The organism is Nodosilinea sp. AN01ver1 (genome assembly GCF_050565655.1).
GTDB lineage: Bacteria > Cyanobacteriota > Cyanobacteriia > Phormidesmidales > Phormidesmidaceae > Nodosilinea.
This window is the reverse complement of record NZ_JBNXVS010000010.1, coordinates 135,168-157,713: the sequence shown is the minus strand read 5'-3', so window position 1 is coordinate 157,713 and position 22,546 is coordinate 135,168. Positions and strand designations below refer to the sequence as shown.

27 protein-coding genes are annotated in these 22,546 nt (G+C 56.6%); 18 read left to right on the top strand and 9 right to left on the bottom strand.

The features are described from left to right. From ACQ4N7_RS11075 to ACQ4N7_RS11055, 5 genes are all read left to right on the top strand, one after another. Positions 1-905: HEAT repeat domain-containing protein (locus tag ACQ4N7_RS11075; protein ID WP_430711657.1), on the top strand; the 905-nt coding region annotated here is incomplete at its 5' end. Between the two features lie 50 nt (positions 906-955). Continuing rightward, positions 956-3,127 (top strand): pentapeptide repeat-containing protein, encoded by a 2,172-nt coding sequence (locus ACQ4N7_RS11070; RefSeq protein WP_430711656.1) that lies wholly within the window; start codon positions 956-958, stop codon positions 3,125-3,127. A gap of 133 nt (positions 3,128-3,260) precedes the next feature. After that, the gene (locus tag ACQ4N7_RS11065) at positions 3,261-3,845 is read left to right on the top strand and encodes a DUF981 family protein (protein ID WP_430711655.1); all 585 of its coding nucleotides are present in this window, start codon (positions 3,261-3,263) and stop codon (positions 3,843-3,845) included. 82 nt (positions 3,846-3,927) lie between these two features. Further along, complete coding sequence (locus ACQ4N7_RS11060; protein ID WP_430711653.1) at positions 3,928-4,590, top strand: class I SAM-dependent methyltransferase; 663 nt, start codon at positions 3,928-3,930, stop codon at positions 4,588-4,590. Then, positions 4,587-4,853 (top strand): helix-hairpin-helix domain-containing protein, encoded by a 267-nt coding sequence (locus ACQ4N7_RS11055; RefSeq protein ID WP_430711652.1) that lies wholly within the window; start codon positions 4,587-4,589, stop codon positions 4,851-4,853. Before ACQ4N7_RS11060 ends, ACQ4N7_RS11055 begins: the two co-directional genes overlap by 4 nt. A gap of 188 nt (positions 4,854-5,041) precedes the next feature. Here the strand turns inward: ACQ4N7_RS11055 and ACQ4N7_RS11050 are convergent, their stop codons facing one another. The 3 genes from ACQ4N7_RS11050 to ACQ4N7_RS11040 are packed head-to-tail and all read right to left on the bottom strand — an operon-like array spanning position 5,042 to position 7,142. Then, entirely contained in the window at positions 5,042-5,671 is a 630-nt protein-coding gene (locus tag ACQ4N7_RS11050) for an SRPBCC family protein (RefSeq protein ID WP_430711651.1), read from the bottom strand. A 3-nt stretch (positions 5,672-5,674) separates the two neighbouring features. Further along, positions 5,675-5,815, bottom strand: coding sequence for a hypothetical protein (locus ACQ4N7_RS11045; RefSeq protein WP_194052265.1), 141 nt, complete (start codon positions 5,813-5,815; stop codon positions 5,675-5,677). A 4-nt stretch (positions 5,816-5,819) separates the two neighbouring features. After that, on the bottom strand, positions 5,820-7,142 hold the full coding sequence (locus ACQ4N7_RS11040) for a sensor histidine kinase (RefSeq protein WP_430711650.1): 1,323 nt from the start codon (positions 7,140-7,142) through the stop codon (positions 5,820-5,822). A gap of 324 nt (positions 7,143-7,466) precedes the next feature. Here ACQ4N7_RS11040 and ACQ4N7_RS11035 point away from each other — a divergent pair, with 324 nt between their 5' ends. Then, a complete protein-coding gene (locus tag ACQ4N7_RS11035) occupies positions 7,467-9,155 on the top strand; it encodes an ATP-binding protein (protein ID WP_430711649.1) in 1,689 nt (562 codons plus the stop codon). A gap of 59 nt (positions 9,156-9,214) precedes the next feature. Here the strand turns inward: ACQ4N7_RS11035 and smpB are convergent, their stop codons facing one another. The 3 genes from smpB to ACQ4N7_RS11020 are packed head-to-tail and all read right to left on the bottom strand — an operon-like array spanning position 9,215 to position 11,406. Next, positions 9,215-9,685, bottom strand: a complete 471-nt coding sequence (gene smpB, locus ACQ4N7_RS11030) for an SsrA-binding protein SmpB (protein ID WP_430711648.1) — start codon at positions 9,683-9,685, stop codon at positions 9,215-9,217. Positions 9,686-9,696: 11 nt separating this feature from the next. Then, positions 9,697-9,963 (bottom strand): YciI family protein, encoded by a 267-nt coding sequence (locus ACQ4N7_RS11025; RefSeq protein WP_430711647.1) that lies wholly within the window; start codon positions 9,961-9,963, stop codon positions 9,697-9,699. A gap of 33 nt (positions 9,964-9,996) precedes the next feature. Beyond that, the gene (locus ACQ4N7_RS11020; RefSeq protein ID WP_430711646.1) at positions 9,997-11,406 is read right to left on the bottom strand and encodes a glycosyltransferase; all 1,410 of its coding nucleotides are present in this window, start codon (positions 11,404-11,406) and stop codon (positions 9,997-9,999) included. A gap of 280 nt (positions 11,407-11,686) precedes the next feature. On the opposite strand from ACQ4N7_RS11020, the gene ebsA reads away from it, so the two are divergent. The 11 genes from ebsA to ACQ4N7_RS10965 all read left to right on the top strand — a co-directional run bounded on the left by ebsA (position 11,687) and on the right by ACQ4N7_RS10965 (position 20,381). Then, positions 11,687-12,061 (top strand): type IV pilus biogenesis protein EbsA, encoded by a 375-nt coding sequence (gene ebsA / locus ACQ4N7_RS11015; RefSeq protein WP_430711664.1) that lies wholly within the window; start codon positions 11,687-11,689, stop codon positions 12,059-12,061. Between the two features lie 190 nt (positions 12,062-12,251). After that, positions 12,252-13,349, top strand: a complete 1,098-nt coding sequence (locus tag ACQ4N7_RS11010) for a phosphotransacetylase family protein (protein ID WP_430711645.1) — start codon at positions 12,252-12,254, stop codon at positions 13,347-13,349. Between the two features lie 69 nt (positions 13,350-13,418). Then, entirely contained in the window at positions 13,419-13,946 is a 528-nt protein-coding gene (locus ACQ4N7_RS11005) for a DNA recombination-mediator protein A (RefSeq protein ID WP_430711644.1), read from the top strand. Positions 13,947-13,969: 23 nt separating this feature from the next. Continuing rightward, a complete protein-coding gene (locus ACQ4N7_RS11000; RefSeq protein WP_430711643.1) occupies positions 13,970-14,386 on the top strand; it encodes an MAPEG family protein in 417 nt (138 codons plus the stop codon). Between the two features lie 32 nt (positions 14,387-14,418). Then, on the top strand, positions 14,419-14,910 hold the full coding sequence (locus ACQ4N7_RS10995) for a YajQ family cyclic di-GMP-binding protein (RefSeq protein ID WP_106868924.1): 492 nt from the start codon (positions 14,419-14,421) through the stop codon (positions 14,908-14,910). 87 nt (positions 14,911-14,997) lie between these two features. After that, a complete protein-coding gene (locus ACQ4N7_RS10990; RefSeq protein WP_430711642.1) occupies positions 14,998-15,462 on the top strand; it encodes a YraN family protein in 465 nt (154 codons plus the stop codon). Between the two features lie 217 nt (positions 15,463-15,679). Further along, on the top strand, positions 15,680-16,240 hold the full coding sequence (locus tag ACQ4N7_RS10985) for a hypothetical protein (RefSeq protein ID WP_430711641.1): 561 nt from the start codon (positions 15,680-15,682) through the stop codon (positions 16,238-16,240). A gap of 24 nt (positions 16,241-16,264) precedes the next feature. Next, the gene (locus tag ACQ4N7_RS10980) at positions 16,265-17,023 is read left to right on the top strand and encodes a RibD family protein (protein WP_430711640.1); all 759 of its coding nucleotides are present in this window, start codon (positions 16,265-16,267) and stop codon (positions 17,021-17,023) included. Positions 17,024-17,029: 6 nt separating this feature from the next. Beyond that, positions 17,030-18,202 carry a GNAT family N-acetyltransferase gene (locus tag ACQ4N7_RS10975; RefSeq protein WP_430711639.1) on the top strand — a complete coding sequence of 391 codons (1,173 nt, stop codon included), beginning with the start codon at positions 17,030-17,032 and terminating at the stop codon, positions 18,200-18,202. A 117-nt stretch (positions 18,203-18,319) separates the two neighbouring features. Continuing rightward, positions 18,320-19,873 carry an adenylate/guanylate cyclase domain-containing protein gene (locus ACQ4N7_RS10970; RefSeq protein WP_430711638.1) on the top strand — a complete coding sequence of 518 codons (1,554 nt, stop codon included), beginning with the start codon at positions 18,320-18,322 and terminating at the stop codon, positions 19,871-19,873. Between the two features lie 100 nt (positions 19,874-19,973). Then, a complete protein-coding gene (locus tag ACQ4N7_RS10965; RefSeq protein ID WP_430711663.1) occupies positions 19,974-20,381 on the top strand; it encodes a DUF4346 domain-containing protein in 408 nt (135 codons plus the stop codon). Here the strand turns inward: ACQ4N7_RS10965 and ACQ4N7_RS10960 are convergent. Both ACQ4N7_RS10960 and ACQ4N7_RS10955 read right to left on the bottom strand, forming a co-directional pair. Then, positions 20,378-20,749, bottom strand: a complete 372-nt coding sequence (locus ACQ4N7_RS10960) for a hypothetical protein (RefSeq protein WP_430711637.1) — start codon at positions 20,747-20,749, stop codon at positions 20,378-20,380. The genes ACQ4N7_RS10965 and ACQ4N7_RS10960 overlap by 4 nt on opposite strands. Before the next feature lie 365 nt (positions 20,750-21,114). Then, complete coding sequence (locus tag ACQ4N7_RS10955; protein WP_430711636.1) at positions 21,115-21,516, bottom strand: YidH family protein; 402 nt, start codon at positions 21,514-21,516, stop codon at positions 21,115-21,117. A gap of 133 nt (positions 21,517-21,649) precedes the next feature. Here ACQ4N7_RS10955 and ACQ4N7_RS10950 point away from each other — a divergent pair, with 133 nt between their 5' ends. Beyond that, positions 21,650-22,045: a YidH family protein gene (locus tag ACQ4N7_RS10950; protein ID WP_430711635.1), complete on the top strand. Its 396-nt coding sequence runs from the start codon at positions 21,650-21,652 to the stop codon at positions 22,043-22,045. A 117-nt stretch (positions 22,046-22,162) separates the two neighbouring features. Here the strand turns inward: ACQ4N7_RS10950 and ACQ4N7_RS10945 are convergent, their stop codons facing one another. Further along, positions 22,163-22,546 carry a YidH family protein gene (locus ACQ4N7_RS10945; RefSeq protein WP_430711634.1) on the bottom strand — a complete coding sequence of 128 codons (384 nt, stop codon included), beginning with the start codon at positions 22,544-22,546 and terminating at the stop codon, positions 22,163-22,165.

Genomic DNA, 22,546 nt, shown 5'->3' with positions numbered 1-22,546 from the left:
ATCAACAAGATCGCAACGCTGCGGCAAACGCGCTCGGTGGAATAGGAGCTGATGCAAAGGAGGCAGTTCCTACGCTGATTTCGCTCCTAGAGTCTCAACATCAGGAGGATCGCAGCGCTGCGGCAAACGCACTGGGCAGGATAGGAGCTGTTGAAGAAGAAGTAGTCCCCGCTCTCATAACGCTTTTAAAGTCTGCAAATGTAGATGACCGTTATAGCGGTGTTGAAGCCCTAGGCAATATAGGGCCTGATGCAGAGGAGGCGGTTCCAGTCCTGATTCCGCTTTTGGCTGACAACGCTGTGGATTCAGGGGCCGGTGTTTTCCCTGTTTCAGAGGCCACTATGGACACTCTAGGAGCGATTGGTCCAAAAGCAAAAGCCGCCATTCCTGACCTAGTGGAGCAACTAGGAAATCCGAACGACAAAGATAATGCACAATCTAAAAGCAGGGTGGCTGCCATAAACCTGCTTCATATTGATCCCTTTCTTAATGTGTTGCTTGAAAATTTGACCTCAAACAACAACCTGGCTCAAGAATCTAGTGCCTTTGCGCTTGGCCTAACAGGGTCAGCAGATCAAAGAGTAATAGACAATTTGCTTGGTATTGTAAACGACCAAGCCGAAGTTATAGAAGTTCGGCTGGCGGCAGCTCAATCGTTAACGCTATTCAATCAAGATGTGAGTTGGTTTTATTCTGAAAATGGGTTTGATTCAATTTACAAGGAATGGCTTAGTTGCCCAGTTCATCCGTTGGAAGGAGTACCAGCAAAGGGTAGTAAATTATTCTTCGATCCCGGCTTACGTGAATGCACCGACCTTATGACAGGATCTGGGACAGGACCCGGCCCTTTAGTCATTGGCGATAGGATTCTGCCTCCGCCGCCACCTCCGGCAGGCAAAAACTGATGACTTGAAGTACATTCTTCATTTGGTCCAAGCCTATTTTTTCTGTTTCCATGATTCCCAACTTCAGACGCCAGAAGCTGCGAAAGCAAAACTTTAAAGGGCAGGATTTATCGACATCAGACTTCGATGATGCTGAGATTAAAGGAATCGATTTCTCAGATGCCATTTTATTAGATGCTAAGTTAAGACATGCAAAGGCCGGGCTAAACCCAGTGTGGGATTTAGGTCTTAAGCTCAGCCTAATAGTGTTATCGATACTTTATAACTTCGTCATCGGCTACTCTGGGACATTTATGGGCGCATGGCTGCCACGAATTGAATTTTTAGCAAATAAATTTCTGGCACTTACCTTCGGGCTAAGCTTATTTATTCTGTTTATAGTGGTCGCCATTCGACGAGGACTTGGCGCAGCTCTGTCATCGTTTGCAATTATTGTAGTTCTTGCTTTAACTGTTTTAGCAGCTTTACCGGGAGATAACAATACCAAAGCAGGCATAATCTTTTACGCAGTGGGAATCGCAGTCGGAATTTCTGGAATGGTTCCTGGAGCCATTGCAGTTTCAATCGCACAAATTCTTTCCGACAGGAAGATTTGGGCAGTCATTATGCTGGCTGTACCACTTGCTTCAGTAGCAGGCATAAAAGCAGGAGTCGTGGGAGATATATACGATGCTCAAACAATCAGATTAGCAGTAATAGGTGCAGTTCCAATTACGATCGCTTTAGTTGGCCTAAGTTTCTACATCGGTACACAAGCAATTTTAGGAAATCTTAAATATGGCTTGATTCGTAGAATTGCTATTGCTATTAGTAACTATGGCGGAACTAGTTTCAGGGTGTCTAATCTAACAAACGCAGATTTTACCCAAGCTGACTTGAGACAAACCGACTTCCGAGAGGCAAACCTAACCCGCACCCGCTGGTTTCAAGCTCAGAACTTAGCTCAAGCGCGTACAGATGATACTTATCTTGAGAATCCTAAAATTCGTCAGTTAGTCGTTACCCTAAACGGGCAAGATCAAAATTTTGATCATATGGACTTACGTGGCCTCAATTTGCAGGGGGCCAACTTAGCAGATGCCAGCTTCATTGGCACCAAGCTCAGCGAAGCAACATTAGAAGGTGCTAATCTTGATCGAGCAAAGCTTGTACAGACGCAGCTTTACGGCGCAAACTTGAGCGGTGCTAGCCTGACTGGGGCCATTATTCAAGACTGGAGCATTTCAACCGATACCAATTTTGAAGGAGTGAAATGCGACTACGTTTACATGCAGTTGCCAACCAAAGCAGATCCTGACCCTTGCCGCAAACCTGATAATCGCAACGAGAACTTTCAGTCGGGCGATTTTGCTGATTTCATTGCACCAATTATCAAAACCCTCAATCTTTATCAAACTCAAAATGTTGATCTGCGGATTGTCGCACAGCAGTTCAAAACGCTAGATTTATTTCACCACGAAGGCATTGACCCAACGGCAGCGGCAGTCGCTCTCAAACAACTAGCAGAACATCATCCTGAAGCCGACTTAGAAGTCGTTGCCTTGGAAGGGCGAGGAGAAGACAAAGTGCGGTTGCAAGCGAAAGTTAAAGGAGTTGCCGATCGCTCTATGCTCAGCACTGAGTACTTTGCGACGTATCGAAAAATGTCGGCCATGCCCTACGCCGACTTACAATCCCTACTAGCAGGAATGGCAGAAAAAGACGAGCGCATTCGCAGTCTCGAAAATATGGTGACGACAGCGATCAAAAGCGACAAGTTTTACGTGGAAACCTTATACAGCTTGGGGGATACCGTGACCGAAAAAAGCTCAATCAATATTAATGCAGGCGGCGACATCGGTAGCGTCAGCGGTATTGTGGGAGGCGATATGACTGGCGTCATGAATCTTGGTACCATCAGCGGCAACGTCACCAACTCCATTGGCCAGATCCCAGATAACTCCGTAGAAAAAGCCGAACTAAAGTCTTTGCTAAAGCAGCTTCAAGCCGCGATCGAAGCCGAGCCAACCCTTGAACCTGAGGATAAAGCCGAGGCATTATCACAAGTTCAGGTGTTGGCAGAGGCTGGTCAAAATCCTGAAGATGGTGCCATGAAAAAAGCTGCTAAAACAGCCATGAAAATCCTGAAAGGCACCACCGCAGGGTTATCTGAAACGACTAAATTTGTGGCCGAGTGTGCCAAACTGCTTCCTGCGATATCGGGTTTGCTGCTTCTGCTGTAGGCGCTTGGCCAGATTTTCAGGGTTGACTGTACGAGAGAGTTACCAAGAGCGGCAATCGGTGGAGGCGATCGCACCTCTGTACCCCTGTCCCATCGATCGATAGGATAAAGAGCATTGCGTTCAATCTGCCCCAATGTTTATCGACTACATCACCCTCATGCTGATCAATATGGTCGCGGGCCTGGTGCTGCTGGCCGACTTTGTCTACCGGGGGCTGGATGGGGCCAACCTGAAGCGATGGATACCGGGCTTTGGGCTGGTGGGGGCGATCGCCCTCGTCACTGGTCTGCACATGACGCTGACCTGGCCCGTGCCCGGCAGCTTCAACATTTCCTTTGGCGAAACCACGGTGCTGTTTGGCGGGCTATACATAGCGGCGGCGATCGCGATCGCCCAGGGCTGGGATTTGCTCTCGCTGACCGTTTATGGCTTCTTTGCGGGCCTCACCTCAATTGTCGTGGGGGCGCGGATTATCAATCTGGGGCAAACCCAACAGCCGCTGGTGGCGGGACTGGGCTTTATTATCACCGGGCTGGGCGGGGTATTAGCCGCCCCCACCCTGGTGTACCTGCGTAACAACAGAACCTGGCGCACGGTAGGAGCCGTGGTGCTGCTGGTGGCGGCGCTGATCTGGGCGATCATCGGCTTTCGGGCTTACTGGGGTCACATGGAAGGCTTTAGCGAATGGCAGCCTCCGGTGATGCGGGGCGAACCTTAAGGCGATCGCTCCAAAGAGCGCCGCCGTAGCCTCTGGCTTAATCTTTATTTACACTGAGAGCAGCCCCTAAGTTTCTCTCACTATGTTGCTTCAGCCTAACCAGCGCACCAAACTCGACGAGTCCAGCGATACTTTTTTCTACGATGCGCCCCGCTTTGTCACCCACGTAGACGACAGCTTTATTCAGCAGCTCACCGATCTGTACCGCGATCGCCTGACGCCCAACAGCCGCATTTTCGACATGATGAGCAGCTGGGTATCCCATCTGCCCAAGGACATGACCTTTGAGTGGGTCGAAGGCCACGGCATGAATGCCGAAGAACTGGCCAAAAACCCTCGCCTCGACCACTACTTTGTGCAAAACCTGAACGAAAACCCAAAGCTGCCGCTAGACGATCAATCCTTCGACGCGGTGCTGAACACGGTGTCGGTGCAGTACCTACAGCAGCCCGAGGCGGTGTTTGGCGAAATCTATCGCATTCTCAAACCAGGTGGCATTGCCATTGTCAGCTTCTCGAACCGGATGTTTTACCAGAAAGCGATTGCCGCCTGGCGCGACGGCAGCGAAACTCGACGGGTCAACCTGGTCAAGAGCTACTTTGGCTCGGTGCCAGGTTTTAGCACCCCCGAGGTCGTGACTCATACCCCCAGCGTTCCCGCCATTCTGCAAATGCTGGGTATGCCCGGCGGCGACCCCTTCTACGCTGTTATTGCCGAGCGGCTGGAGCCTCTGGCACAGCCATGACGTCTGACCTCACCGATATTCCCGGCATTGGCAAAACCTTTGCTCGCGACTTTGCCCGCCTGGGTATCCGGTCTCAGCGCGACCTGGTGGGTAAAGCTGCCGAAGATCTCTTTCAGCACTTGGTTGAGGCCAATGAGCGGGAACGCCACAAAACCAGCAAAAATTACCTCTACGTCATTCGTATGGCGGTCTACTATGCTGAGGGCGGGCGCGACCCCGAGCGGCTAAAATGGCACGCCTGGAAAGAGCCGCTCTCGTCCTAGAGCGCCCAATCTTCGGGTTTGCTGAATACAGGTATGAACCAAAAAATAAACGTCTCTTGTAGGGGCAAACGGCCGTTTGCCCTCACTCAAGTTCATGCCTTAATTCAGCAACGTCCCTTCTTCAATCGCTATAGTTTGGCATTGCAGAAGTAGCCCAGACCATTCAGGCTCGGGCAGCAAGCCTGCGGTTAAGTGCCAAAGACAATGGCAGTGCGATCGCTGATCGCTTTCAGATTGCGGGTCAGGTCGTGGCGAATGTGCCGCTCGATCAGCGCCACCGGCATGGCGCGGGGCGGCCGAATGACCAGGTCATAGCCCAAACGCACAGTTTCTCCCCGAGCGTCCACCACGGGCTCCAGCGTCCAGCGTCCTTCAAACTGGCGAAAGTCGCCCTCTACCATTGAAAAGCGCAGCTCTTTGGGAAAGGCTTCGACCATATCCAGCACAACGCGGGCGCAAAACTTGATGTTAAGGAAACACTGAGAGCCAATTTGCTCTAGCCGAATCCCACCCTCGGGGTGGTTGAGCCGCTGACTCAAGGACAGGTTAGGAATAAAGCTTGACAGGTTGTCGTAGTCGGTCAGTATTTGCCACACCTGTTCGGCGGTGAAGGGAATATCGGTGAAGGCGAGAATACGTCGCTGCTGACCTTCCAGCTTCTCAGTCTGAATCGTCACCCCTGCGGCCTGGGGGGTGCCAATATCCAGCCCCAAGTCTAGCCCAGCTGCTGCTCCAGACTCTATGTCTGCGACAGCGGTATCGCCAGCGCCCAGAGATAGCGCTTCAAGGTTAGTGGTGTCAGGAACGTTCGCAGTCATGGGTTAAAACCAGCCGATAACGGTGTAGTTTGGCCAGGCCACCACGCCTGTGCCCAGAATACCAGCAAATTTTGCTGATGCGGTGTTGCCCTCGTAAATTTTGGCTCGACTCAGGGCCCAACAAATTTGGCGTAAATTTGTCATAGCGCTAGACCTCGAGGGTAAAGCAGGTCTGCCAGAGCTGGGATGCGCTGGGCTGGCTCGACACCTTTATAGTGCCCTTAAGCTGCTCTACCAAACCACGCACCAGCGCTAGCCCAGTGCCGGTGCCCGCAATGCCATCTTTGGTGGCGCTGTGGCCCCGCCGAAACTTGTCAAAGATGTGGGGCAAATCGTCCGCCTCAATGGCCACCCCCAGGTTGCTCATTTGCAGGGCTACCCGTCCATTTTGAGGCCGAGCGTCTGAGAGTGAGAGGGTGACAGTCGTTTGCGGAGCCGAGTATTTGGAGGCATTGTCCAACAGTTCGCCCAGCACTTTGCTCAGTTGTTGTGGGTCTGTAGACAGCACAACAGGCTCAGGCGGCAGCTGCAAATCTAGAGTCAGCCGGGCCTGCTGGAGTTTTGCTTGAGACTGCTCGGCCAGTTCAGTGAGGAGTTGCCCCAGATCAGTGGCTTGATGAACGGCGGCTGACGCTTTAGACTCCAGCGTTTGCAGCATCAGCAGATCGTTCACCAAGTTAATTTCGCGGCTGCACTGCTGCTCCAAAATATCCAGGTACATGGCCGCCCGCTCAGGCGTGAGGTCGGGGCGGCGCAGCATGCGAATGGCCAGCATCATGCTGGTGAGCGGCGTGCGCAGCTCGTGGTTGAGGGTGCTGAGAAAGTCTTCTTTGAGATAGTTGAGGTAGCGCAGCTGCTCGCTATGGCGCACCGCCTGCCCCTGCAAATAGTGCTGATGAAAGGCGATCGCCCCCAGGCTGGCCAGGTTGGCCTGCACCGTTGGCTCAATTGCTAATCCGTTAGGCCCCAGCAGCAGCATTGCCCCCTGTAACCCTGAACCGTCTACGGCAATTGCGGTGCAAGCGGCAACGGCTCGCAGCCAGGCAGGGGGGTCGTTCTCCTCGCGCAGCAGCGCCGCCAGGCCCTGCTGCCATCGCAGGCGATCGCCTCCGACCGCTGGCTCAACCGTCTGCTGAATTAGCCCCAGGGCCACTCGACGCTGCCAGTCTAGCGGCGACCCGGCCTCAGCGGTGCCCAGGCAGCGACTGGTCGGAGCCGCGCCCTGGTGCCAGCAGGTATAGATCAAGTCGTTGGCACTGGGGTAGTGGCAGAGCAAGAGACAGGCTCCGGCCCCCAAATGGCTACCCAATACCTCAGCTAGGGCGGGCAGGGGGTTGGGATCGTTCAAAGTGGCCGCCAGAGCGTGAATCAGGGGCCATGTCTCCCGCCCGTCGGCAAGACTGGATGAGGTAGGCGCGCTCCCCTCGTAGGGACGAGCCTGGAACAATACGGGGGAATTTTCAGATGCCATGGGCAACCATCGAACAACGGGTTCCTGACCTCCTGAGCCGGGGGCGAGGCGAGGCTTCCCTGACCTCGCCTCCGACTATCCTTAGCCTATCTACTCCTCCGCCAGGCAGTATCCGTGAATTCGCCAATTTTTCTGCCGTCATCACATTAAAGATCCGCAATCTCCGTGTCCGCGTCGACTCAGCTTAAAGCTGCCTTATGTATTCTTTACAAACGAATAACGCAGCCCCTACCTTAATTACCAACAGGACATTAGTATTAATGAAGTCTGAACCAGGGCGCGTTCTCTAGCTAAACTGGCAGCAGGTTCTCTAGCGGGGTTTCTATGGCACGGTCACCAAAGACGTCAACGTCTCCAGTTATCGGCACCGTTAAAGGACCGGGGGAAAACGGCAATCAGTACGTGTTTATTACCGCCAATAACAACCAGGTCAAAATTGGCGAGTTTGTCTACTACACCGTCGATCTGACCGACACGCCCAACGCTCAAATTTTAGGCAAGATCTCTGACCGTCGCCTGATTGATCACCTGCCCGATCGCATTTTTGCCGACCCCGACATCGACCCAGAGGCGATCGCAGCCCTGGTTGGCTTTGCCCACCCCAACCCCGAAATCTATGAAGTCACCGTCGATGTGGTAGGCCACTTTCACCCCGCCCTGGGGTTTATGAACCCTAGAGTCTCGCCTAATCCTGGGACCAAAGTTACCCTGGCTGACGATGACAGCCTGCGCCAAATTATCAACAAGAAGCAGCCTCAGGATGTGGGCTCGGCCCACATTGGCTCGCTGCTGCTGCGCCCCGGTGGCCGGGTGCCTGTAGCCCTCGACGTAAAAGAGTTGGTCAGTACCCATATGGCAATTTTGGCTGGTACTGGGTCTGGTAAATCGTACACCGCAGGGGTACTGATCGAAGAGCTGCTCAGCCCCTACAACCGGGCGGCGGTGCTCATCTTTGACCCCCACGGCGAATATGGCACGCTGACCGACATGCGCGGCCACTCCAGCTTTGCCAGCGATGACGGCTACAGCCCCGAGGTTAAAATTCTTACCCCAGACGACATTCGCATTCGCATGTCGTCGCTCGACTACTACGACATTCTCACCCTGCTGCCGGATATGAGCGATCGCCAGCAGGCCATTCTCAACAAAGCCTTTACCCTGCTGGGCAAGCACAAGTTTGGCGAGCACCGCTGGGATGTGCAGGATCTGATCTCCGCCTGCTACGAATCAGACCGCACCACAGACGACGAGGGTAACGAGAAAACCGGCTCCTCAGCCCCGGCCCTGGAGTGGAAGCTGGGCAAACTGGAGCGATCGGACTACTTTCATCGGGTGCAGCACCTAGCCCCCAAAGATCTCTTTGCCCCTGGGCAGGTTACGGTACTGCAGATGAACGAGATTAGCCAGGAAGAGCAGCAGGTAATCTGTGCAGCCGTGCTGCGCCAGAGCTACCAGGCCCGCATGAACACCGCCAAAGACAAAATCACCGCCGAGGACGAAAACTACCTGCCCTATCCGGTGTTCATTTTGATCGAAGAGGCCCACCGCTTTGCCCCCGCCCACGAGCCAGCCCGCTGCAAGCAAATCTTGCGCACCATTCTCAGCGAAGGCCGCAAGTTTGGCATGGGGGTCGGCCTGATCACCCAGCGCCCCGGCAAGCTCGACTCCGACGTGCTGAGCCAGTGTATGAGCCAGTTTCTGATGCGTATCGTCAACCCCGTTGACCAGGACAGCCTCAAGTACGGCGTTGAGGCCGCCGGGCGCGACTTGCTGAAAGAATTGCCTTCGCTAACTAAAGGCCAGGTGATTGTGTCGGGGGCCTGCGTCAACACTCCGGTGCTGTGTCAGGTGCGCAAGCGACTAACCAAGCACGGCGGCGAAACCATGAATGCCCCAGAAGCCTGGTTGAGCCATTTTCAGCAACACCGCCAGCAGGCCCGACAGCTCGAAAAAGCGGCTCCAGCCCGCATCGGGAAAAAAGCTGAAACCTTCAGTGGCGTGAGTATTGAATAACACCCGCTGACCCAGGTCATTCCTCGTCTTTTCCTAGGCAGCAAGCCGTAAAAACCTGTTTAATCCCTTCCACTTAGAGCCCGTGCGGTTTCGCGGCCTTCCTGCTTGCGCTTGAGGCTTTCGCGCTTGTCGTGGAGTTTTTTGCCCTTGGCTAGAGCAATAGTGGCCTTCACCCAGCCCCGCTGGAGATAGAGTTTGAGCGGCACCAGAGTTAAACCCTTCTGCTCGACTTTGCCGATCAGCTTGCGAATTTCATCGCGGTGCAGCAGGAGCTTGCGCGTGCGCTTGGCATCGTGGTTGTAGGCCTTGTTAGTCATGGTGTAGGGAGAAATATGCACGTTGTGCAGCCATAGCTCTCCATCTCTGATTGAGGCGTAGCCGTCGCGCAGGTTGACTTTGCCCTGACGAATCGATTTGACCTCTGAACCCATCAGTTCAAGGCCAGCCTCGTAGGTTTCTAAAATTTCGTACTCGTGGCGAGCCTGGCGGTTGTCGCTGACTATCTTGTACCCGTCGCTAGAATCGGCCACAGCTTTTCCTCCTACTCCACGACCACCCGCCATTCATGCAGCTCGTACTCGACGCAGTGGTTTTGAATCAGCGGGTCGGCGGCTACAATGGCGCGGGCTTCGTCTAATGAACTGGCCTGAAACAACAGCATACCACCCCAAAATTCGGCCCAGTAACCGCTCTTGGCGGCATGGCCCTGGGCGATGAGGTCTTTGACGTAGGCTACGTGGGCGGGCACAAACTGATCAAAGACGGCTTTGTTGACAACACCTTTCTCAATTTTAACGAACCAGGGCATAGCGTGCGATCGCAGAATACTCCGGGAGCTAGCTTAGGGCAGATCAACTTGAATATCGTCTTCGTTGCCCAGGTGAGTGGTTTTAACCCAGCGCAGCCGCTTGGGCCGTACCGATAACCGCATTGTCATCGTAGCAATCACCAGCAGCCAGTGCAGCATGTAAAGGTTGCCCCACAGTGTTTGTAGACCGCTCACCCATATCGACTGCTGCCGGGTGCGCCGCAGTCCGCAAAACATGCCTACCATCGACAGGGTCAGGGCCAGGCTAGAGACTGGCAGAAACAGCGGTAGCCGGTGCCGCAGCAGCGCCATCACAAAGTCGGGCAACGCCACCGTGGGCAACCCGTACTGGATCATCCAAAACGCAGCCATATCGAAGGTTTTAGATGGTGCCAAGCGATGCTGAGCAATCAGTCGCCAGTAGTCGAGGTAGCGCTGGTAGCCCCCTTCGGCCCAGCGATTGCGCTGGTGCCACAGGCCCAGGGGTCGCTCGACCCCTTCCTCGCCCACAGCCGGGTGCAGTAAAAACTGAATCTCCCAGCCGCCAAAGTGCAGGCGCAGGGTTAAGTCGAGGTCGTCGGTAATGGTTTCTTCGTTCCAGCCGCCGCACTGGGCCAGGGCTGTCCGCCGCACAAACTGACCGTTGCCCCGCAGTTCGCCAATGCCGCCCAGGCTAATTCGCTGCTGCTGAAAGTAGCTGTCAAGCGCCATCTCGGCCTGCTGCCCCCGAGTCCAGAGGTTTTTGGCTCGGTTAACAATCGCTTTCTGCACCTGCACTGCCCCCACATCAGGCTGATCGAACATCGGCACAACGTGGCGCAGCAGGTCTTTGGGTACCCGCGCATCGGCGTCAAAAACACCGATGATGTCGCCTTTAGTGTCGGGCCAAACCTGGTTGAGCGCTCCTGACTTGCCGCCGCTGGCCCCGGCACTACGGCGCAGCACCCGCAGCTGAGGATAGCGATCGCGGAGAGCTTGCAGGCGACGGGCCGTACCATCAGTGCTGTGGTCGTCAACAATCCATACCTCATACCGGCAGGCGGGGTAGTCGAGCTGACACAGGGCGGTAACCAGAGGTTCGATGACGGTTTCTTCGTTTTTGGCGGCCACCAGCAGCGAGACGTAGGGCCAAGTTTCCCAGGCCTCGACCTCAGAGGCAGAATGAGCAACAGGGTGATCGGTTGCAGGCAGCGGGGCTGGCGGCAGCACGGGCCGAGTGAGCAGAATGCGGAGGGCATGGGTGCTCAGAATTGCCGTCAACCCCAGCACCAGCAAGGTGCCCCAGGACACCAGGTGCAGCACAATCGTGACCCCCCACAACAAGCTTAGGGTGAGGGCAGCCTTCGACCGACGACCAGAAAAGCCCGGAAAATCTTCGATTTCTAGCTCGTCAAGGGGAGTGAAAAAGCGTTCGGAGGCAAAGCGTTCAGGAAGATCAGCCATGAACTCAGGTAGTGAAGCACGACAAAAACGGCAACGGCCAGGTTGCCACGCCTGGAGAGAATACCTGCCCCCAAGCATGCCCCTGGCCCAGGTCTATCATCCCCGATTTTGCAAGAAAATATTGGTGATACACCCAGTACCATCCTAGGGAATGCTAGCTGTGTGTAAACAATCATCGGTTCACTAGACAGGGTAGGTATTTACTATCCTAAGCCGCTAAACCGGATGAACGCCGGCATAATCGTTGGTTAAAACTCGACCTAAGGCCAGACCCATGAGTATGACGTTTGAGGCAATTCAGCCCGCAGGTAAGCAAGATATCAGCGTTTATATGCCCTACTACCAGGGCAGTAAACGCAATGCGCTGCCCTACGCCATTTCTCTCTACAAGCAGGGCAATCTGGAGGGGGAGCGCCAGATTGAAGGAGGCAACAGCATTGCCTTCGTCGCCACCTGGAATGTCTCGGTGCTACCCGCCGACCTGACCCGCTGTCGCATGCAGTTTGATGGCGATAGCGATCTGAGCTACGAAATCACCATGGCGACCTTTGAATTTGTTGACTTTTTGTTTGACGTCATTGTGGCCCTGCGGCAAAAGCGCGCCGCTGATTTTTCCCAGGGGTTTTACCGTAAGCTACTCCGACTCGACGATTAGGCTATCCCAGTTCTGGCTGGGAAAGGGTTTTGCCAGGGCCGAACGCTACATCCGCTTAAGTGGCAGAATGAGTGTGGTACTGTGCCTACTGGCGTCACATTGCGGAATTTCAATGTGGTGCAGGGTTGCTGCACGGTGACAACGCCCGGCAGTAAAAGAGCAGTGCATTGCCCCACGGAGGAGTTGCAGCGTGCCCAGTTTAGCAAAGCCCAGTTCAGCAAAGCGTTTAGTGATTGGTTCAACCGAGTCCTACAGCGGCAAATCGGCGGTGCTACTGGGCGTTGGGCTCCAGCTGCAGGCGGCGGGCATGGATATTGGGTTTGGTAAACCCATGGGCAGCTCTATTGGCGGCAATGACGCTGACCCCGACCTAGACTTTATTGTTAAAACCCTGAAGCTGTCAGCTGCTCGGTTTTATCCACCGTCTATTTCGCTGACTGAAACGGCGGTCGCCGATCGCCTCGCTCACGGCGGCCAGGTGCCGACTCACTACAGCCTACAGAGCTACACCGAATGCCGAGGCGAAGATCTGCTGCTACTGGAAGGGCCGGGGAATTTGACCGAGGGCACGTTACTCAGTCTCTCGGTGGCCCACATTGCCGTCGAAATTGATGCAGCGGTGCTGCTGGTTACCCGCTACGACTCGCTGCTGCTGGTCGATCGCCTGCTGGCAGCCAAAGCTCAGCTGGGAGCCCGCCTGATCGGGGTGATTGTCAACGATATCCCTGCCGATGCGGCTGAGTCCTGCGCCGAGCTAGCCCGTCCTTTTTTAGAAAGCCAGGGGATTCCGGTACTGGCGCTGCTGCCGCGATCGCCGATTATGCGCAGCGTAACCGTGCGCGAGATTGTGGCTCGCCTCAATGCCGAAGTGCTCTGCTGCCCCAACCGCCTCGACTTGATGGTCGAAACGCTAACTATCGGGGCCATGAACGTCAACTCAGCCCTGCGGTATTTCCGCAAAGCGACCAATATGGCGGTGGTGACCGGCGGCGATCGCACCGACATCCAGTTTGCCGCCCTGGAAACCTCTACCCAGTGCCTGGTGCTAACGGGTCAGATTCCCCCCTCGCCAGAGATTTTAGAGCGCGCCTCTGACCTGGAGGTGCCCATCGTCTCGGTTGACTCTGACACCCTTTCAACGGTCGAGCGCATCGACGAACTGTTTGGCCAGGTGCGCCTGCACGAACCCATTAAGGTGCGCTGTATTCAAGACCTGATTGCTACTCACTTCGATATGGAACGGCTGCTGCAGCTGCTCGATCTAAAGCTGCCCGTATCGGCTAGCTAAGCTAGATCGACGCTCCCTGTAGCCTTACCCTCGCCTTCTGATACAATTAGCGCGTTATTCTCGCATTCGGTGCAGCCTTTGAGTCAGTCCATTGAAGCGTCGTCGCTCGAATCCGCTAAAGTCGACACGTTTTTGCAGGAACTCGCGGCTATTCAACAGTCGGGGTCTAAGCGGGTGGCCATTTTGGGGTCGCGCCATGTGCCTATCACGCACCAGCAGCTGATTGAGCTGATGACTTACGCCCTCGCCCTGGGAGGTAACCGCATCATCACCTCCGGGGCCACCGGCACCAATGCTGCGGCCATCAAAGGAGCCATGCAGGCAGACCCCAACCTGCTGACGGTCATTTTGCCCCAGAGCTTAGCGCGCCAGCCCCGCGAGTCGCGCGATCAGCTGGAGCAGGTGATGCACCTGGTTGAAAACCCGGCCAACGACGCCATGTCTCTCGCCGATGCCAGCTCCCTGTGCAATCAGGAAATTATTTCTCGCTGCCAGCAGCTGGTCTGTTTTGCCTTTCACGACAGCCACACCCTGCTTAAAACCTGTCAGGATGCGGAAGATCAGCGCAAAATTGTCACGCTGTTCTACTTCGACTAAAACGTTATTACGATTGAGTTCTCATGGCATCTGTTTTGATCATGCCGGGATTTTTGCTGGTCAGCATTGGGCTGGCGGCGCTGCTGGTGTACCTCCCGTTTTTGGCCGTTGGCTACGGGCGGTTTACGGTGGGCTATGACCAGGCGGCCCCCAGGGCGATGCTGCCCAAGCTGCCCCCCTACGCCCAGCGAGCCACCTGGGCCCACGAGAACGCTTTTGAGTCGATCATTCTGTATGCTCCGGCGGCGCTGATGGCCTATGTGACCCAGCAGCAGTCGGAGCTGGCTTTGGGGGCCGCGATCGCCTACCTAGTAGCCCGCACCCTGTACCCAGCGGCCTACATTTTCAACCTGCCGATCGGGCGATCGCTGATGTTTGCCGTCGCCAATCTGAGCACCTTTACCCTTTACTTCTTGAGCTGTCGGTCGGCCTTGATGTAGTCTGTTGGTGCGCAGATACCCGACATTGCCCTATGGCTTCTAGCTATTCCTTTGATATCGTCAGCGATTTCGATCGCCAGGAGCTGGTCAACGCCCTTGACCAGACCCGACGGGACGTGACCAGCCGCTACGACCTCAAGGATACTAAAACCACCCTTGAGCTGAGCGACAGCACCATCACCATTGAAACCGCCAGCGACATGACCCTGGATGCAGTCAAAGACTTGCTGCACCAGAAAGCAGCCAAGCGCAATCTGTCCCTCAAGATTTTTGAGTACGGCGATGTAGAAGCGGCCAGCGGCACCCGCGTGCGGCAGACGGTCACCCTCAAGAAGGGCATCGAGCAGGAGATGAGTAAGCAGATTACCAAACTCATTCGCGATAACCTCAAGAAGGTGACCGCCGCCATCCAGGGCGATGCGGTGCGGGTGACGGGTAAATCTAAAGACGACCTCCAGCAGGCCATGCAGCTGGTCAAGCAGGAAGACTGGCCGGTGGCGGTGCAGTTCACCAACTACCGCTAGCGTTGATTTGAGCGTTTAATGGCTCAGGGGTCATAGGCGATCGCCCCAGTTTGGGCAGGCTAAGAACAGCCATCTGCCGGAGCCGCTATGACTGCCGAACTCAGCAAAACCGAACTGGGCACCCTGGGCGAAACCCTAGTGGCCAACTGGCTGCAAACCCAGGGCTGGCGACCGTGCGATCGCCAGTGGCACTGCCGCTGGGGCGAACTCGATTTGGTCATGGCCAAGGGGCCTGCCAATCGCGACGGCCAGCTGGCCTTTGTGGAAGTCAAAACGCGCAGTCAGGGCAACTGGGATGCCTACGGCCTGATGGCGATTACCCGCAGCAAGCAGGCCAAGCTGTGGAAGGCTGCCCAGCTCTACTTGCTCAAGCATCCCCAGTGGGGCGAGGCCACCTGCCGCTTTGACGTGGCGCTGGTGGCCTGCCGCTATCAGGCAGGCGGAGCACCACCAGCATCACCCAACCCAGCTCGCCAGATGGCGTTAGACGATCGCCGCTACCTGGTGCTGCAAGACTACATCGACAACGCCTTTGATGTGCCGGGCCGATAGCGTAGAGCACTCTGCAAATTACTTCAAAGAGCACTTCGCGGCCAAGCCTTAAGTAAACAATAACGCTCTATTAACAGCATCTAGCCGGTTATAGCCTAAGCTGCTATGTAGAGGTATAGTCGTTGGCCTGCCTCTATCCCTAGCGTCTGCCTTTCTTTTGTTAGCTAGAGCAGGCTCAATACCGTACTTCCCAGCCCGTTGTTTCTCTGGGAATACCATGACCAAGTTTGCTATTTTTGTCTGCCCAACCGGCACCCTGGCTGAGCAGATCAAGCAGTTTCTGGCCCAGAGTGGCGATGCTGAAGGAGCCCCCGGAGCTAAGAGTTCTGTGCCTGGCTTTACCCTAGTTGAGGGCTTTGAGGAGCAGGGCAGTGCCGCCCCGGTTTACACCCAAAGTCTCGATCGCGCCTTTAACCGGGGTCTGAAATCACGCCCCTCCCCGGTCGTCACTATGGACGGGCTAGTGACCAAGCCCGACGGTTGCGGGATGGCGATTACGGCCCCCTGGCTGAAGCAGGTGATGGTCAATTTTGCCTGCACGGTCAAGTCACCCACCCGCAAAACGCCCCTCCGCATTCAAGAGGCACTGGATATGCCCCTGGCCTGTGGTGTTGACCAAAAGCAAATTGATGCCATTGTGGCTCAGGCCGAAGCCGCCATCGACTGCCAAACGCCCACCCAGTGGGAAATGCGGTTTTACCAGCGATCGTCGCCCAACCAGGGCTGGGTTTGCCACCGCAGCTGGGATCTAGGCGGCGGCCAACCCTCGCTAAACTAAAGAGGCCCTGCCTGACCTGTAGCCTTGGCGATCGCCCCCGAGTCTGACCCCGCCATCCCCCATACCACCCTGGTGCTGGCCATGAGCCTGGACGGCAAAATCGCCGATGTTCAGCGGGGGGCGGCGCGGTTTTCATCCGCCGCTGATTTGGCCCATCTAGAGAAACAGGTGGCGGCGGCAGATGGCGTGCTGTTTGGCGGCGGCACCCTGCGGGCCTACGGCACCACCCTCAGCGTGCGCGACGCCGAGTTACTGGCCCAGCGACGGCAGCGGGGCCAGCCCGAGCAGCCTATTCAGATCGTCTGGTCGCCCTCGGCCAATCTGGACCCCAACCTGCGCTATTTTCGGCAGCCGGTGCCCAGGGGCTTAGTCACCACAGCGGCGGGAGCCCAGGGCTGGCAGGCCGACCAGTTTCACCACATTTGGCCGATACCTAAAGACAAGACCCAGCCCTGGGATTGGGCCTGGGTTTTAGCCCAGTTCAGGCAGACCGGAACAAACCGTTTGGCGCTACTGGGGGGCGGGGGGCTGGCCGCCGATCTGCTGCGCTGCCACTGCGTCCACGAAATAGTTATCACGGTCTGTCCTCTGATTTTGGGCGGCACAACGGCTCCAACGCCAGTAGAGGGGGCCGGTTTTTTAGCGGATTTGGCTCCCCGACTCAGGCTGATTTCGAACCATACCGTAGGCGATGAGGTGTTTTTGCACTACCGGGTGCTGCCCCTGCATAGAACCGCAAATTCCTTTACCCTGGAGAATAACCAACCGTCTCCTACCGGCTAACCACCTATGGGCTACCCCGCCGTGCCGTCGCTCACCGCTACCTGGCTGCGTTCTATTGAAGAGGTGCCCGAAGCGGTGTGGAATGAGCTGGCCATGCCCCTGGCCACACCCTTTTTGGAGTGGAGCTGGCTGCACAATATGGAGCGATCGCACAGCGTGGGGGCAAACTCTGGCTGGCTGCCCTGCCATCTCGCCCTCTGGCAGGGCAAAACCCTGGTGGGGGCAGCCCCCATGTACCTGAAGGGGCACAGCCGGGGCGAGTTTGTGTTTGACCACCAGTGGGCCGACCTGGCCGAGCGGCTGGGGATAGAGTATTACCCCAAGCTGCTGGGTATGTCGCCCTTTACCCCGGCAGAGGGCTACCGCTTTTTAATCTCGCCCGACGCCGACGAAGCGGTGATTTGTCGAGCGATGGTAGAGGTGATTGACGACTTTTGCGATCGCAACGGCATCTCTGGCTGCCACTTTCTCTACGTGGACCCTCAGTGGCGGGCCACTATGACCCAGCTGGGGTTTTCAGAATGGCTGCACCACAGCTACGTGTGGCAAAACCAGGGCTTTCAGAACTTTGACGACTATCTAAGTATTTTTAATGCCAACCAGCGCCGCAACATCAAGCGCGAGCGCAAGTCGATGGAGACGGCGGGCCTGCGCCTGGAAGCTATTACAGGCGACGCGATCAGCAAAACCCTATGCAACCAGATGTACGACTTTTATGCCGACACCTGCGACAAGTTTGGCTGGTGGGGCAGTAAATACCTGAGCCGCAAATTCTTTGCGCTGCTGCACCACGACTACCGCCACCGCATGGTGTTTTTTGCGGCCTACGGTGACGACGACAGCGACCCGATTGGCATGTCGTTTTGCCTCACCAAGGGCGATCGCCTCTACGGTCGCTACTGGGGCTCCACCATGGATTTCAACAACCTGCACTTTAACGCCTGCTACTATGCGCCGATCGAGTGGGCGATCAGCCACGGCATTACCTCGTTTGATCCGGGGGCTGGGGGTCGCCACAAAAAGCGGCGCGGCTTTCCGGCTCTGGGCAACTACAGCCTGCATCGCTTCTACGATGGGCGGTTGGCAAAGCTGCTAACTCGCTACATTACTGAGGTTAACGAGCTAGAACAGCAGGAGATTGACGCTATCAATGCCGAACTGCCCCTCAAGTTACCCTAGCCAGCGCGATGGTTTGGCGCAGTCGCCCTGGATGGCTAGATCGGCCCAGTAGGGCGATCGCCCCGTAGCTGGGAACCCTAAACGCGGCGGCAGCAGGGCAAGTAATGGACAGGGGCAGTGGCAGAACTGGAGAGCATTGAGCGCAGCCTGCGAGAGCTGGTACCCGCTGACCTCTACGCAGCGCTGTGGGTTGACCCTTCTGCCCAGAGCTTAGGCAAGGTCTTTGACCACCTGCGCACGCTACAGCACGTGCTCATCGACTACGTGCCGCGAGATGTGTCTCAGCGGCCCCCTAGCCGTTCACAGGTGCGCCACCGCTGGCACCAGGGCAGCCTGTTGTTCACCGATCTAGCCGGGTTCACGCCCCTGTTTGCGGCCAACGCCGCCGCTGGGCCAGCCGGAGCCGAGGCTCTGCTGACCATCATCAACCGCTACTTTGCCCAGATGGTGGAGCTGATCAGCAAGGCTGGCGGCAATCTGCTGGAGTTTACCGGCGATGCCATGCTGGTGCAGTTTCGCCACGAAGCGTACCAGTCTGACAACGGCAGTGCAGAGTTGACCCAGGCTATCTACGCTGGGCTGCGCATGCAGCGGGCGATGGCCAACTTTGTCAACCTTGAAACCACCCAAGGCCCGCTGTCGCTGCAGATGCGGCTGGGCATTCACCCAGGGCCGTTTGTGGCGGCTGATATTGGCACCCCTATGCGTCGGGCCCACGTACTGCTGGGCCAAACGGTGCTGCAAGCTAAGCAAACCGAGGCAACCGGAGCCGTGGGCCGAGTCTGCCTCAGCCCAACGGGGTGCGATCGCCTGCAGGCCAACTCGCTGCTGCGGCTGGAGCCGAATTCTGGCGGCGGCGGCCTGGTGGTAGACGATGTCAGCCCTAAAGCCCTGGGCGAATACGACCTAACCCTGAACCGCCGTCGCGCAGCTGGCTCAGTGCTGTTTGACCGCAGCGCGCCCGGCCTGATGCAGGAAATTGAGGCCAGCCTGCAAACCCTGGAGCCGCTGGCCAGCTACCTGCCGCGATCGGTGCTACAGCTGCTGGTCAATACCGCCGCCGCCCGCCGCATTCCGCCCGCGTTTCCGACGGCGGCGGTAGCCTTTGTCAACCTGATGGGCCTGCCCGAGGCGGTAGATGCCGACTACCCCGACGATACCGACGGCATTGTCAGCTGCTTTTCCCAGGCCTTCGCCCTGATCAACGGGGCGGTAGAACGGCGGCGCGGTATTCTGCAAAAGGTGACCTACCACTCCATCGGCTCCGACATGCTGATTCATTTTGGCGTGCTCAATCCTGAGACCGACGCTCCCCAGCGGGCGGCCGAAACCCTGCTGGCCATTCGCGATCTAGTGGCTAACTTGCGCGCCCCTACTTGCCAGGGCCAGCCGTTGCCGATTACCTGTCGCATGGGCTTGACCTACGGCCAGGTGTTTGCCGCCGAAATTGGCGAACCCCGAGGGCGGCGGGAGTTTAACGTGCTGGGCGATACGGTCAACACGGCGGCACGGCTGATGAGTCGCGCCGCCCACAGCCAAATTCTGCTGGATGCGGCAACCTACCAGGCCCTAGGGGCCGACTCTAGCTACGACTGCCGGTTTTTGGGGATGCTGGCGCTGAAAGGTAAGGCCAATCCCCAGGCGGTCTACAGTTTAGCCAGCCGCCTCTAAGCCCGGTTCCCGACTGGAGAAAGCGTTGGGACGATAGCCTGACGCGCTACCATAGAAAGCCTTGACCCTGTACAGGCCGCGATCGCTGCGCCATCCTGCGATGACTTTACCCTCTAGCACTCAGCCCATTGATAAAGCCCAGCGCCAGGCCCTCGATGACCAGCTCTCGAAGCGCTACATCGAGCTAGACCCCGGCGGCTACTTCTTGATCTATTTGGATGTAGCGCAGGGGCTAATTTGCGCCAAACACTTTGCCAACATCATCAACGACAAAGGTCTGGCCTGCGACCCGGTCACGGGCAAACCCCTGCCTGTGCGAGGCAGCGTAGAACGGGTGCCTACCCGCACCTACAGCGGCCGCACGGCCAAAGAACTCTGCATTGCCATTTTTGAAGACCCGGATATCCCCTGCCCCATCACCTATCTAGACCATGCGGCCTACCTGGGGCGCGAGTTTGTGCGGGCCGAAGCCGCCCTGTCAGCGGGCGAGCCCTATATTCAAGATTAATGAACCCGAGTAGACAGCAGCTGTTCTTCTAGCGCCGCAATTCGGTTGTAGGCCGCCGTTAGCTGGGCCGTCAGCCGCTGAATTTGAACGTCTTGGGAGAAAGTAGTCTCTGTATTTTGGCGATCTAAGTCTAAATAACTGCTGTCTAGCAGAACATCTTTGTGTTCGCAAACACTGTCTAGCAGGCCAGGATTCTGCCGAGAGGACTTGCCGTAGGCAAAGCGCCCGGCCCCAGCATCGTCGGGTGTAATGGCACAGGCCTGGGTCGCAATTAGCGCCGAAACCTGATCGTTAACCTGATCAATCATGTGGTGCAGGGCGTCAATCTTGTTTGTCAAAAGAATGACTTGGGTTTGGATAGAGTCCATGTGACGCCTGGTTTTTTAAATTTCCCCATCATCCTAGACTCAAGCCTATGGATTACGGCGGGTCTCCTGAATCATTTAACCTTTATTAGCAAGGGTTCGCACAAGATCTTAAACCCCTGTGGAGGCTATCTCTCATCCTAAAAAGCGTGAAGAGAGGCTTTACTTTGTAAACTTATCTACCAGGATTGTTACATGCTGCCCCTGGCCAACCACAGCCATTTAACGCTTTATTCTACTTAGGAAAAATTAGATATTTAGCTCACAATTCAGTTGTTTTGATGGGTTTGAGTAGCCCTATCTCTTAGCTATGGCTGAGCTAACTCAGCCTGAAAAATGCTGGGCCTCAGCCGTGTTTACTCTAATTTTCAAGAAACTAAAGGGCCGATTAAAATACCGATAAAGGCGATCGCCCCCAGCCCCGCGAGAATGTAGGCCACCACCAGGGCTGGAGAACGCCGCGATCGATAGACCAGATCGTTGCGCTGAATGCGGCGCAGCTGATAGTTGTGATCGAGGGCGGCACTCAATAGGGAAAACGTGCCCAGCGCCACAAACGACAGCCCCAAAATTCGCGACAGGGGCAGAGGGTTAACGGCATCGCCCAGGGTTTGGTAAATAGCGGCAACAATGCGCTCAATGCCAAACCCAAACCCAATCAGCGCCAGTGAGGTGCGAATCCAGGCCATCAGCGTGCGCTCTTCGGCGGCGCGATTGCGCTCTTTGGCCAACTCGGTGGCGGGGTTTGGGCCTCGATTAGACGCACTCATGGCAGCACCGGCCTGAATAAAGCCGCAAAAACTCAACTAGAGTACTGTACTCTCAGATTAGCTAAATCTAGCCCCCAGGCCGTGCTCTGCCGCCATTTTTCCCTGACGATTTACAGGGCCGCAGCCCAGATCTATGCATGACGCACCACCGCCCGAACAGGTGAGCACCACAAACGAACTCGCCCGAGAACGGAACCGCGCCGCCGCCGAACGCACCCTCAACGCCTGGATTGGCCTCTGCCTGAGCCTGATTGGGTTTGGGGTTGCCTTTGAGCAGATCGGCCGCCGTCTAGGACAGCAGGCCGTTCTCAAGCTGGTGCCAGCTAACTCAACCCCGATGGGCATCGGTTTTGTGGGGGTGGGGGTAGTGCTGCTGGGGTTAGCGCTGGTTCAGCATCGGCTGGCGCTGCGGGCTATCGAGCAGCAAGACTACGTGCTGCTGCCCATTCAAACCCTAAATCGCTGGGCCGTAGTCACCATTGTGCTAGCAGGGGTTACAGGGTTAGGGGTAACCCTGCTGTGGCCATAGCCGCCAATGCCAAACATAATGGTGCTGGCCACAGGTGCTGAAACCGCATCTAAGGGAGCAGAGCCTTCACTGGATGCAGTTGGAAGCCTGTCCTGACCATTCTGGCGATCGCCAGGTTCAGGAGATCAGGTCTAAACTTAACCAGCCCAGGGCTACCGCACCGATCGCGAGGACAGCCAAGCCGGTGGCCTCGGCAATGGACCAGCGGGGCCGGTAGCGGTAGGTCGGCGATCGCAGCCGTCTCCGCTCAGTCTGGTAATCGGCGATGGCCAAGACCAGGCTCAGCACCCCCACCCCGACGTATACCAGGCTCAGGCCATAGACCCAGGCATCGATCGCGCGATCGCCCGCCCCGATCGCCGTCAAAATCTGATCCAGCGCAACGCCAAGGCCAATCAGCGTCAGGCTGCTGCGCGCAAAGGAGAGCAGCGTCCGATCGGCGGCCAGGCGGTTGCGATCGCGAGCCAGTTCAGCTTGGACATCGGCAGGGGGGCTGGGCAT